The organism is Geodermatophilus sp. CPCC 206100, assembly GCF_048569675.1.
In the GTDB taxonomy this organism is placed as follows: Bacteria; Actinomycetota; Actinomycetes; order Mycobacteriales; family Geodermatophilaceae; genus Geodermatophilus.
On the sequence record NZ_JAQISV010000041.1, the window covers coordinates 1 to 12,537 of the forward strand.

Annotated in this window: 9 protein-coding genes; 1 reads left to right on the plus strand and 8 read right to left on the minus strand. The window is 75.6% G+C overall.

Annotation, left to right across the window (positions count from 1 at the left end; genetic code table 11):
- The 3 genes from lysS to PGN05_RS18280 form a co-directional block, all read right to left on the minus strand.
- A partial coding sequence (lysS, locus tag PGN05_RS18270; protein ID WP_419753989.1) for a lysine--tRNA ligase occupies positions 1-1,563 on the minus strand: 1,563 nt, incomplete at its 3' end.
- Entirely contained in the window at positions 1,560-3,179 is a 1,620-nt protein-coding gene (locus PGN05_RS18275; RefSeq protein ID WP_419753990.1) for an FAD-dependent monooxygenase, read from the minus strand. The genes lysS and PGN05_RS18275, both read right to left, overlap by 4 nt.
- Positions 3,180-3,299: 120 nt before the next feature.
- Positions 3,300-3,998 (minus strand): HdeD family acid-resistance protein, encoded by a 699-nt coding sequence (locus PGN05_RS18280; RefSeq protein ID WP_419753991.1) that lies wholly within the window; start codon positions 3,996-3,998, stop codon positions 3,300-3,302.
- A 353-nt stretch (positions 3,999-4,351) separates the two neighbouring features.
- On the opposite strand from PGN05_RS18280, the gene PGN05_RS18285 reads away from it, so the two are divergent.
- The gene (locus PGN05_RS18285) at positions 4,352-5,656 is read left to right on the plus strand and encodes an FAD-binding oxidoreductase (RefSeq protein WP_419753992.1); all 1,305 of its coding nucleotides are present in this window, start codon (positions 4,352-4,354) and stop codon (positions 5,654-5,656) included.
- A gap of 42 nt (positions 5,657-5,698) precedes the next feature.
- Here the strand turns inward: PGN05_RS18285 and PGN05_RS18290 are convergent, their stop codons facing one another.
- The 5 genes from PGN05_RS18290 to PGN05_RS18310 form a co-directional block, all read right to left on the minus strand.
- Entirely contained in the window at positions 5,699-7,972 is a 2,274-nt protein-coding gene (locus PGN05_RS18290; protein WP_419753993.1) for a LuxR C-terminal-related transcriptional regulator, read from the minus strand.
- 36 nt (positions 7,973-8,008) lie between these two features.
- On the minus strand, positions 8,009-10,861 hold the full coding sequence (locus PGN05_RS18295) for a cation-translocating P-type ATPase (RefSeq protein ID WP_419753994.1): 2,853 nt from the start codon (positions 10,859-10,861) through the stop codon (positions 8,009-8,011).
- An 86-nt stretch (positions 10,862-10,947) separates the two neighbouring features.
- A complete protein-coding gene (locus PGN05_RS18300) occupies positions 10,948-11,427 on the minus strand; it encodes a hypothetical protein (RefSeq protein ID WP_419753995.1) in 480 nt (159 codons plus the stop codon).
- The gene (locus tag PGN05_RS18305) at positions 11,417-12,268 is read right to left on the minus strand and encodes a CPBP family intramembrane glutamic endopeptidase (protein ID WP_419753996.1); all 852 of its coding nucleotides are present in this window, start codon (positions 12,266-12,268) and stop codon (positions 11,417-11,419) included. The genes PGN05_RS18300 and PGN05_RS18305 overlap by 11 nt, the downstream gene beginning before the upstream one ends.
- Entirely contained in the window at positions 12,265-12,531 is a 267-nt protein-coding gene (locus PGN05_RS18310) for a hypothetical protein (RefSeq protein ID WP_419753997.1), read from the minus strand. Before PGN05_RS18310 ends, PGN05_RS18305 begins: the two co-directional genes overlap by 4 nt.
- Positions 12,532-12,537: the final 6 nt, after the last annotated feature.

Here is a 12,537-nt window from a genome sequence, read left to right on the forward strand (position 1 = left end):
CGGGGGCCCGGACTCGGGCCGCAGGGTCGGGAAGAGGATGACCTCGCGGATGGAGTCCACGCTGGCCAGCAGCATCACCAGCCGGTCGATGCCGATGCCGAGCCCCCCGGTGCAGGGCATCCCGCGCTCGAGGGCCCGCACGTAGTCCAGGTCGACGTCGCCGGCCTCGGGGTCCCCGTGCTGCTTGGCGCGGGCCTCGGCCTCGAAGGCGGCCAGCTGCTCGACGGCGTCGTTCTGCTCGGAGTAGGCGTTGCTCAGCTCGAAGCCGGCGACGATCAGCTCGAAGCGCTCCACGTAGGCGGGGTCGTCGCGGTGCGTGCGGGCCAGGGGTGAGACCTCGCGCGGGTAGTCGGTGCAGAACACCGGGCCGACGACCGCGTGCTGCACGCGCTCGTCGTAGACCTCCTTCATCAGGCGGCCGGCTCCCCAGCCGGCCTCGTACGGGAGACCCAGCCGGTCGAGGACGGCGCGGGCCTCCTCGACCGGCATGGCCGGGTGCATGGTCGCGCCGGTGACCTCGGCGATCATGTCGGCGAAGCGCCGGCGCGGCCACGGCGTCGCGCCGAGGTCGATCGCGTGCCCGCCGTAGTGGACGGTGAGGTCGTCGCCCAGCGCGGCGCGGGCGGCGTCGGTGACCAGGCCCTCGACCAGGTCCATCATGTCGGTGTAGTCGGCGAAGGCCTGGTAGGCCTCCAGCATCGTGAACTCCGGGTTGTGCCGGGTGTCGATGCCCTCGTTGCGGAACACCCGGCCGATCTCGAACACCCGCTCCATGCCCCCGACGATGAGCCGCTTGAGGTGCAGCTCCAGCGCGATCCGCAGGTAGAGGTCCAGGTCGAGCGCGTTGTGGTGGGTGACGAAGGGCCGGGCGCTGGCCCCGCCCTGGATGCTCTGCAGCACCGGCCCCTCGACCTCGGTGAAGCCGCGGTCCTCGAGGTGCCGGCGGATCGCCCGCACGGCGGTGTGCCGGATCCGGAAGACCTCGCGGGTCCGCTCGTTGACCTCGAGGTCGGCGTACCGCTGCCGGTAGCGGGTCTCGACGTCGGGCAGCCCGCGGTGCTTGTCGGGCGGCTCCAGCAGCGCCTTGCCCAGGACGGCGAAGTCCTCGACGGCCACGGAGAGCTCGCCGCGGCGGGTGGTCATCACCGTGCCCTCCACGCCGAGCCAGTCCCCGCGGTCGACGTCGTCGAACTCGGCGTGCCGGGCGGCGCCGAGCACCGAGCTGTCGACGAACAGCTGGAGCGCGCCGGTGCGGTCGCGCAGGGTGGCGAAGGTCAGGTGTCCCTGCCGGCGGATGAGCTCCACCCGGCCGGCGATGCGCACCCGGTCGGCCGTCCGCTGGTCCGGGGGCAGGCCGGCGTGCGCGGTGCGGATGCCGGCCGCGGTGGCGTCGGTGGGATACCGGTAGGGGAGGGCGCCCGGACCGCGGGCGCGCAGCGCCTGCAGCTTCTCCAGACGGTGCGCGCGCTGGTCGAGGTGCCGTCCCCCGGTGCCCGTCGCGCTCCCGGCGGGACCGGTGCGGGGGGCCACCGCGACCGGGGCGGGGTCGCCCGGGGTGCTCACGCCGGCTGCCGCTCGACGGAGAGCGCGGCGCTCAGGTGGTCGGCCAGGGCCGCGTCGTCGGCGGTGGACGACAGGTGCCCGAGGTAGCCGTCGGGCCGGATGAGGGCGGTTCCGGAGTCCCCGATGCCGTAGCGCCGGGCCACCGCTCCCGCGGGGTCGACGAGGGCGCCGGCGGGCGCGCCGGCGGCGGCCGGCACGACGGGGACGACGGTGCCCAGCGGGCCGAGGACGGCGCCGAGCCGGTCGAGCAGCGGCGGATCGGTCGCGGTGGTCAGCAGCAGGTGCCCGGGACGGCGGAGCAGGTCCCCGATCCAGGCCTCGCGGCCGTCGGCCGTCGTGAGGCCGGGGACGTCGGGCGCGTGGTCGCCGGGGCGGACGTGCCGGCCGGGACCGGTGTCCCCGTCGACGGCGGGGCTCCCCCGGTAGGCGATGCGGGTCTCGGTCACGCCCGCCATCACCTGGTCGCGCAGCGCCGGGACGTGCCCGAGCACGAACAGCGCGGCGTCGCGCAGGTGCGCCGCCGGCCCCTCGGCCGACATCGTGTCGGTCATCACGGTGGTCTGCCGCACGACGGCGGCGCCGACCGGGTGCCGCTCGGCGTGGTAGCTGTCGAGCAGCGCCGTCCCGGCCCGGCCGGTGGCGACCAGGGCCAGCTTCCACGCGAGGTTGACGGCGTCCTGCACGCCGGTGTTCATGCCCTGCGCGCCGGCGGGGCTGTGGACGTGGGCGGCGTCGCCGGCGAGGAACACCCGGCCGGAGCGGTACCGGGGGACCTGCCCGTGGTGCACCTCGAAGTAGGTCAGCCACCTCGGGTCGCTGATCCGCCACTGCCCGCCCATCCGCTCGTCGACCAGTCGCTGGGCCTCCGCCAGGGTCGGGACGGCGCCGGGCGCGGGGGCGTCGACGAGGAACAGCAGCCGGGTGCGGCCGCCGGGCATGGGGAACACCCCGCCGATCCCGTCCGGGTGGACGAACACCCGCAGGGTGTCGGCCGAGCGCTGCGTGTCCGCGGCCACGTCGGCGAACAGGAAGTGCTGGCCCCGGAACACGCCCTCCAGGCGGGTGCCGACGGCCACCCGGACCCGGCTGTGGCCGCCGTCGGCGCCCACGACCCAGCCGTAGCGGTGCCGCGTCGTCCCGGCCGGTCCGGTCAGCGTGACGGGAACCCCGTCGTCGTCCTGGGCGAGCTCGTCGAGGGACGTGCCCCGTTCCACGACGATGCCGAGCTCCGCGGCCAGCTCCGCGAGGATCGCCTCGGTCTGCGGCTGGGCCAGGTCCAGGATGCGGCGGTAGCGGGAGTCCACGTGCTCGGTGGTGAGGCGCACCCGCGGGGTGGCCTCCCGCCCGGTGTAGAGCTCCACCGCCGTCTGGGCCAGCCCCTGGGCCTCGAACCGGTCGAGCACGCCCATCGCGGCGAGGTGCTCCTGGGTGCGCGGGTGGACGGTCACCGCGCGCGACTCGGTCGCCGGTTCGGCCAGCGCGTCGACCAGCCGGACCCGGGCGCCCTGGCGGACCAGCTCGCACGCCGCGGTCAGGCCCACCGGCCCGGCCCCGACGACCAGGACGGTGCGGGCGTCGCCGGCTGCGGCGTCGGGGTCGGTCCTCAGCTCCGTCATGGGGGTCGTCCTCCTCGGTCCGGGTGCCGGGCCACGGTGCCCGCGGCCGGTCCAAGGACGCTCCAACGCAGCGGTCGGGCCCCGCCGCCCTCCGACGGTCGGGGTCCGACGACGTCCGGTTCAGCTGCGGGGTGCGCTCTCCGCCGGGGTGTCGCGCGGCGCGGCCTCCCGCCGTTCCTGCGGTGGGATGGACGCGGTGTCCGCACCGGCTGCGGCCCGCTCCCGGAGCTCGCCCTCCTTGGCCATGTGGCAGAGCGCGATGGCCAGCATGAGGTCCGAGATGCCGCGGAAGATGGCCAGGAAGCCGACCCAGAGCAGGATGAACGTCGCCCGGCCCGCGAGGTCCCAGATCCGGTCGGACGACGAGACCCAGACCGCCAGGACGATGAACAGCCCGCCGCTGAGCACCTCGAGCCACCAGTGCGGGGTCTCGTCCCGCATGGCGACGCCCCGCCCGAGCGTGAGGATCCCCTGCAGGAACAGCAGCAGGCCGAGCACCGAGGCGAGGGCGAAGAACGTCTCGATCGGCCGGACGAACGCCCACACGGCCCCCAGCACGAAGAACACCGCCAGGACGACGTGCAGCCCGGCCCAGCCGCGGGACACCATCGCCGCCATCGCTCCCTCGTTGACCGCCGCGAGGAGGAAGACCCCGCCGATGAGCAGGCCCACCGTGGCGAGCGAGGTGGTGTCGGCGCGGAGCACCAGCCACGCGATGAGGAACCAGGCGACCGCGGCGACCAGCGGCGCCCACCACCAGCGGGCGGCTCCCCGCTGGAGCAGGCGGCGTCCCTCGGGCACGAGGACGTCGGAGTTCATGGTGCCTCCTCTCCGGCGCACGGAGCGGGCACGGCCGCCGCTCGGCCGGGACCTCACCCTCCGTGGCATTCCGGACACACCGATGATCACCGCGGGCCGCCGGCCGGGACACGGACCTTCGACCCTCCCGATGACTTCTCGGTCCGGTCGCCGTCGATACCCGCAGACACCGGGCACGGCCCGGAACCGCGACGGAGGAGGGGAGCCGTGTCCCGCCTGGTCCTGTCCGCGTCGATGTCGTCGGACGGGTTCGGACGTTCGACGGCCGCACCTCCGAGCTCGTCCACCGGCCCACCCGGCGTGCCTGAGGTCCCGAGATGCCACCGACCCGCCCATCGACGAGGAGCGCGACCATGGCCGATCCCGAGTTCCTGCGGCCGGGCGACGCGGGCTACGACCGGCTCCGCCGGGTGTGGAACGCCATGGTGGACCGGCGGCCGGCGCTGATCGCCCGGTGCCGGGACGTTCGGGACGTCGCGGGCGCGATCGCCCGGGCGCGCCGGGAGGGCCTGGAGATCGGCGTGCGGTGCGGCGGCCACAGCGTGCTCGGGCTGGGGGTGCCGGACGGCGGGCTCATGCTCGACCTGACCCCGATGGGCGGCGTCCGGGTCGATCCGGAGCGGCGGCTGGCGTCGGTCCAGGGCGGCGCGCTCCTGGGGGCGCTGGACGCGGCGACCCAGCCGTTCGGGCTGGCCACGCCGGCCGGCAACGTCTCGCACACCGGCGTCGGCGGGCTGACCCTGGGCGGCGGCATGGGCTGGCTCGCCCGCCGGCACGGGCTCTCGTGCGACAACGTGGAGGCGTTCGAGCTGGTCACCGCCGACGGCGACGTCGTCCGCGCCTCGGCGGCGGAGAACGCGGAGCTCTTCTGGGGGCTGCGCGGCGGCGGCGGCAACTTCGGCGTCGTCACGGAGTTCCGGTTCCGGCTGCACGCCACCGGCACCCGGGCGGTCAGCGTCGAGCTGGACTTCCCGGTCGCGGCCGCGGCTGCGCCCCTGACCCGCTGGCGGGACCTGGCGGCCGAGGCGCCGAGGTGGGCGACGTACACGGCGACGGTCTCCGGTGGCGTCGCGACGCTCGGGTTCGTCTGGGTCGGCGACCCCGATGCCGCTCGTGAGCACGCCCGCGTGCTGAGCGCGCTCGGCCGGCCGCTCGAGCGGCGCGTGCAGGAGCTGTCCTACCTGGACCTGCAGCGCCGGGAGGACACCCCACAGGGCCACGCCGAGCGCCGGTACTGGAAGGGCCACTACTTCCAGGACCTCGCCGACGGGGCGATCGAGGCGCTGCTCGCGCACGACCCGTCGGTGGACGCCGGCCTGCAGGCGTACGGCGGGGCCATCGCCGAGGTGCCGGACGAGGCCACCGCGTTCAGCCAGCGCGGCACGGCGTTCGAGTACGTGGGCGCCGCCCGGTGGACGGACCCGGCCGAGGACGCGAGCCGGATCGCGACCGCCCGGGAGAGCGCGGCCCGGCTGGCCCCGTTCGCGTCCGGCGTCTACGTCAACGTGCTGGGCGACGAGGGCGCGGCCGGCGTCCGACGCGCCTATCCGCCCGCGAAGCTGGCGAGGCTCACCGCGCTCAAGGACGCCCTCGACCCCGGCAACGTCTTCCACCTCAACCAGAACATCCCGCCGAGCCGGGTGGGAGCGCTCGCGTGAAGGCGCCGCGCGCCGGGGGAGTGCGGGCGGGCGCCGGAGCGGTCAGAGGAGACCGAGCCGCCGCGCTCGCTGCACGGCGTCCTGCCGGGTGGCCACGCCCAGCTTGCGATAGACGCTCTTCGTGTAGCCCTTGACCGTGTTGATCGACAGGTAGAGGGCGGCGCCGATCTCGCGCTGGGTGGCCGAGCCGGTCAGGGCGCGCAGGACGGCGCGCTCCCGGTCGGTCAGTGGCTCGACCGGCGCGCCGTCGGCCCGGCCGGCGGGCGCGGCGGCGCGGCCGGTCCGCCGCTCGGTCGCGGTCAGTCGCTCGACGAACAGCGGCACGACCGGGGAGGCGCGGACGACGTCCCGGGCCTCCGCGAGCGCCTGCTGCGCGGCAGCGGTCTCCTGCCGGCCGGCCTGGACCTCGGCCAGGGAGGTCAGGGCGGCGACGAGCGCCGAGGGCTCGCCGAAGGCGCGGGCGAGCTCGACGGCGCGCTCGAGCAGCCCGCCGGCCGCGTCGTCGTCCCCGTCCCGGTGCGCGAGCCGCCCCTGCACCATCCACAGGCGGGCCAGCCCCGGACCCGCGGTGTCGTCCCGCCTCCCTCGGGCGGCCTCGACCGCGGGGGCGCGCGCCGCGAGCAGCCGGCGCAGCCGCTCCAGGCGGCCGGTCTCGAGCAGCGCCCACGCGAGGGCACTCACCGCCTGCAGGCCGAGCAGTGGTGGCAGCCCGATCACCTGCGCCCGTTCCCACGCGGCGGTGAGGTGCGGCAGGGCCTCCTCGGGCCGGCCGGCGTCGTTGAGCGCGATGCCGAGCACGGTGCGCGTGACGAAGTAGCCGAGGACCATCGGGTCGTCCTCCAGGGCGACCGCGACGGCGGCCTCGGCCGAGGCCGCGACCGGATCGGCCCCGGCGGTGTCGAGCACCCGGGCCCGCATGGTCGACGCGGCGCCCTGCAGGGTGCGCCAGCCCGGCAGCGGCGCGCTGTCCTCCCGGATCAGCGGTTCGGCGGCGTCCAGCCACGGGCCCATCAGCGCGTACCGCCCGCCGAACCCCGCCGCCCAGGCCAGGGCCACGCACAGGCCGGGGTCGCCCAGCACCACCGGAGCCGGCAGCCGCCGGCCCAGCCCGAGGACGGTGGCCGCGGCGCCCCGTTCCAGGAACCAGGCCACCCTCGACCGCAGGAGCCCGGCCGCCGCGGGGGAGTCGCCGGCCCGGATGCGCAGGTCGACGGCCTCCGTGACGTGGTCCCGGGCCAGGAACCAGTCCGCGGCGCGGGCGAGGACGGGCGCGCCGGCGTGCGCGTCGGTCCGCGTCAGCCGCCGGGACAGCACGTCTCTGAGCAGCGGGTGGCATCGGTACCACTCGCGCTGCGGGTCGACGGGGACCACGAAGACGTTGGCGCGGTCCAGGGACTCGAGGACAGCGGCCGATCCCTGGCGACCCAGCACCTCGTCGCACAGCGAACCGGACACCCGCTCGAGAACCGAGGTGCGCTCCAGCAGGTCGCGGTGGTCCGCCGGCAGCCGGTCGATGACCTCCAGGGACAGGTAGTCCAGGATGTGACGCTCGTCGCCGCGGACCTCCTCGGTGGCCGACGTCGGCTCGCCGGAGTGCCGCACCCGGAGCGCCGTGAGGTGCAGCCCGGCCGCCCAGCCCTCGGTGCGCCCCCAGAGCGGGGCCACGCCCGCCGCGTCGAACGGGGTGCCGGCGACGGCGGTCATCAGGGCGGCGGCCTCGTCGAGGGTGAAGCCGAGGTCCGCGGCCCGCACCTCGGTCAGCTCCCCACGCGCCCGCATCCGGGCCAGCGGCAACGGCGGATCGGAGCGGCCGGCGATCACCAGGCGGAGCGCGGGGGGCAGGTAGGACAGCAGGAACTCGATCCCTGCGTGGATCGCGGGGTGGGTGAGCAGGTGGAAGTCGTCGAGGACGAGGACGTGCTCCGAGTCGAGCGCGCTGAGCTCGTTGAGCAGCGTGGGCAGGGCCAGGTCGACCGGTTCGGCCCCGGGCGCGGACAGCGCGGCGAGCGGGTCGCCGGTGAGCGCGGGGACGCCGCGCCGCAGCGCGCTGAGCACGTAGGACCAGAACCGCAGCGGCTCGTCGTCCGCCCGGTCCAGCGACAGCCAGGCGATGCCGCGGCACTCGGCCGGGTCGTGGGCCCACTGCGACAGCAGCGTCGTCTTGCCCCAGCCGGCCGGCGCGACGACGACCGTCAGCGGGGTCTCGGCCGAGTGCAGCAGCGGCGCGTGCAGGCGGGCCCGCAGCACGCTGCTCCGCCGGAGCGGGGGGATCGCCAGCTTGGCCTCGAGCAGCGGCACGACCCGGCGTCCAGACATCGCCGCTCCCGACCCGATCGGGGCTGAGGAAGGCGGTCAGTCTGGCAGGTCCCCCGCCCGTTCGGGCCGTCGCGGCGCACCGGACCCGGACGGCGCCGTCCCCGCGCGGCTGCGGCGCCGCGCCCGGGCGATCGCCTTGCGGACCTCCTCGGCCCACAGCACGGACGACGCGACCGCCGCCGCGAGCGCCCACTGCCCGGCGTCGAGCGCGGTCGTGCCGAAGAGGCCCTGCAGCGGGGGGAGGTGCACGACCAGCACCTGGAGCACGAGGATCGCGGCCAGCGCGATCCACAGCGCCCGGTTGGTCAGGGTGTGCCGGCTGAACACCGAGGTGTCCTGGCCCCGCACGTTGAGCAGGTTGACCGCCTGGAACAGCACGAACGTGGTGAACGCCAGGGTGCCGGCCTCGGTGGCCAGCCCGAGGGCCGGTTCGGTGCCCGGGGTGAGCGCCAGGACCAGCAGCGTGCCGACGGCCATGACCACCGCGGAGAACAGGATCCGGCCGATCCGGCCGGGGGTGAGGATGCGCTCGCGCACCGGCCGCGGAGGACGGGACATCGCATCGTCCTCGACCCGGTCCAGACCCAGCGCCATGGCCGGCGGCCCGTCCATGATGATGTTGACCCAGAGGATCTGCAGGGCGGCGAACGGCGCCCCACCGGCCAGGCCCAGCACCCCGGCGGTCAGGAAGATGAGCACGAAGCTCCAGGCCGTCGTGATCTGGAAGCGGACGAACTTCACGACGTTGTCGTAGATGCCCCGGCCCTCCCGGACGGCGGTCACGATCGTCGCGAAGTTGTCGTCGGTGAGGACCATCGAGGCGGCGCCCTTGGACACCTCGGTGCCGGTGATGCCCATGGCCACGCCGATGTCGGCCTCCCGGAGGGCGGGGGCGTCGTTGACCCCGTCGCCGGTCATCGCCACCACGGAGCCGTCGCTGCGCAGCGCCTCCACCATCCGGATCTTGTGCTCCGGGCTGACCCGCGCCAGCACCCCGATCCCGGCGGCCCGTCGGGCGAGGTCGTCGTCGTCCAGCTCGTCCACCTCGCTGCCGGAGAGCGGCTCGCCGGGGATGCCCAGGTCGGCGGCGATGGCCGCGGCCGTGCCGACGTGGTCGCCGGTGACCATGTGGACGCGGATGCCGGCCCGCTGGGCCTGCGCGATGGCGTCCCGGGCCTCCGGGCGGGGCGGGTCGACGATGGCGACCAGGGCCAGCAGCGTGAGCCCGGTGACGAACCCGTCCAGCTGCTGCGGATCGCCGGCCGCCCCGGTCATGGCCTCGGCGTCCGCGCCGTCCAGGTCGCGGGAGGCGATCGCGAGCACCCGCAGCCCGCGCGACCCGGCCTCCGCGTTGAGCCGGTCGAGACCGGCCCGCCCGGGGTCGGTCAACGGCGCGGCGCCGTCGGGGGTGTCCAGCCGGGTGGCGCGGGCGAGCACGACGTCGGGCGCGCCCTTGACGTAGAGCCGGCCGCCGGGGCGGTCGATGCCTGTCGTGCCATCGAACCCGTCCAGCCGGCCGCTCCGGGGATCGGCGGCGGACCACCGGTGCAGCGTGGCCATGTACTTGCGGTCGGAGTCGAAGGGGACCTCGGCCGCCCGGGGCCAGGCGCGGCGGGTGGAGTCGACGTCGACCCCGCCCTTGGCGGCCAGCACCACGAGGGCGCCCTCGGTGGGGTCACCGACGAGCGCGCCGTCCCGCGCGACGGCGTCGCTGCACAGGGCCATCCCGAGCAGCGCGCCGCGCACGTCGGGGGCCGGCCCCTCGCCGGTGGGCCGCAGGTCGCCGTCGACCGCGTAGCCCTCGCCGGTGACCTCGAAGCGGCCCTGCCGTGCGTACAGCTCGCGCGCGGTCATCTGGTTGAGCGTCAGCGTCCCGGTCTTGTCCGTGCCGATGTGCGAGGTCGCGCCCAGGGTCTCCACCGAGGAGAGCTGCTTGACGATCGCGCCGCGGTGCGCCAGCCGGGCCGCACCCATGGCCAGGGTGAAGGCGACGACGGCGGTCAGCCCCTCCGGGATGGTGGCCACGGCCAGGGAGACCGCGGTGAGGAGCAGCTCGGAGACCTCGGCCCCGCGCAGCAGGCCGAGCACGAAGACGATGACGACGACGACCGCGGCGACGAGGGTGAGCAGCCGGGCCAGGGCGCCGATCTGGCGCTGCAGCGGCGTGGTCTCCCGCCCCGCGGCGGCGAGCAGGTCGGCGACGCGGCCGATCTCCGTGGCCGTGCCGGTCGCCGTCACCACCAGCGCCCCGCGGCCGCGGGTCACCTCCGTGCCCATGAACAACATGTCGTGCCGGTCGCCGACCGCGGCGTCGGCGTCGGCCAGCGCCTGGACGCGCTTGGCGGTCGGCGCCGACTCACCGGTCAGCGCCGCCTCCTGGACCTCCAGCCCGGCGGCCTCGAGCAGCCGCCCGTCGGCGGGGACGGCGTCCCCGGCCTCCAGCAGGACGACGTCCCCCACGACCAGGTCCTCCGCGGGCACCTCGCTGACCTGCGCGTCGCGGCGGACCCGGGCGCGGACGACGGTGAGGTCCTGCAGCGCCTGCAGGCTGTTCTCGGCGCGGCGCTCCTGGACCAGGTTGAGGACGGCGTTGAACACGACGACGACGAGGATGACGACCGGGGTCTCGACCTCGCCGGAGACGAACAGGCTGACCAGCGCGGCGACGATGAGCACGACGGTCATCGGCTCGGTCAGCATCCCGAGGACCCGCCGCCACACCGGCCGCGGCCGGGGCGGCTCCAGCGCGTTGGGGCCGTCGTCGACCAGCCGCGTCCGGGCCGTCGACGACGACAGGCCCGCGTGCGGGTCGACGTCCAGCGCGGAGGCCACCTCCTCGGACGGCAGCGTGTGCCACCGCGGGGTGTCTCGATCCGATGCCACGGTCACGTCGGGTCATCTCCCTTCCGGGCGGGCCTCCAGGGCGGGCGCGCCGGCGGCGGCCGCCGGGACGGCAGGTGCCGGCGGTCGGGCGCTCAGGTGTAGTAGAGGTAGGCCGCTGCGACGAACAGCCCGAGCGCGAGCCAGGTCAGGATCGCGCGTTGCCAGTTGAGGCGGAAGTAGCGGGAGCGGGCGATGCCCCAGTCCGGCGGCACCGCGTCCGGGTCCCAGCTGAGGATGACGGCGTAGTTCGGTTCGGCCAGCCGGCTCGACATCAGCAGCGGACCGGCCACGGTGGCGGCCAGGCCGGCGGCGGTCAGGACGAACGGGGCGCTCCCGGCCTGGTGCCACAGGCCGACCAGCGCCACCACGGGGCTGACGACCAGCGCGACGACCAGCACGTAGTTGGTCGGCGAGCGCCGGGCGATCGGCAGGAACCGGCGCATGTCCTCGGTGAAGCCGGCCGCTCCGCGAGGCGCGAACATGGGGTGCAGGATCGTGGTCAGGGTGAGGAGCAGGCCCGACCACAGGGCCGTGGCGACCACGCTCAGGCCCAGTCCGATGTCAGCGGTCACGATGTCGACTCCTCCGCGTCAGGGGGTGGTCGTCGTCCCGCGGTCGGCGGGACGGCGGTCGGAGCAGGGCAGTTCCGCCCGCCTGCCCTCGTGGCAGCAGGAAGACCAGCAGGGGCGCGGCGAGGCTGACCGCGATGAGCGACAGCGAGAAGGAGGTCGTGGCCCCGGGTGGGACGTCGACGACCTTGAAGCTGTCGATGGCGGTGTGGACCAGCGCGGGAGCCCAGAGGGTCCGCCGGCCCCACTCGTAGAGGTAGCTGAGCGGCGCCGAGGTCACGGCGGCCACGAGCACGGCGCCCAGTCCCACGACCGGGCCGGCGGTCAGCACGATCGGGACGTGCGCCGCGGCGATGAAGGGCACGCTCCACCAGACCGCCGGCCAGAACGCGTGGTCCGCGCGCAACCGGCGGAAGAGGAACCCGCGCCAGACCAGCTCCTCGGCCAGCCCGTGCACCGCGAAGGCCCCGACGAGCAGCCACGGCCAGTCCGGGCGGAGCGTCACCGGGTTGCCGGTCAGTGCGGCCGTCACCGGGTGGACCGCCAGCACGAGGAGCGACACGGCCGTGGCGGCGAGGAGAGCGACGACGCCCGGCCGGCCGAGTCCCAGCCGGGCGCGGATCTCCGCCCCGGCCGCTCGCGTCTGGAGCCGCTCGGTGCAGGCCGCCGCCACCAGCACGGCGGCCAGGGTCAGCAGGCCGAGACGCGCCGTGCTGTCCAGCGCGGTCCCGACCGCCAGGACGCCGTACACGACGACGAAGCCGACGAGCAGCTGGGGCCACGTCGTGGTCCGGCATGCGGTCGTGTGCGTCGCTCGGTCGGCTCGGCCTTCGCGGGTGCTCATGACCCCGCCTCCTCGTCCGGATCGGAGCCCGTCGGCCGCGAGCTCCGCGGACTGCCGTCCACCGACAGGGCGACGACGCTGACGCCGGTGTCCCACATCAGCTCGAGCAGGGCCCGGAGCGCGGACTGGTCGCAGACGGTGCCGGAGACCGCGGTGGTCCCGCCCTCGGAGTGCACCTCCACCGGGCCGAAGCGGGCTCGGATGGACCCGGCCGTCCACTCGGGCACCCGCCCGGCCACGGTGACCTCGTAGTGCGTCGTCATGACGGG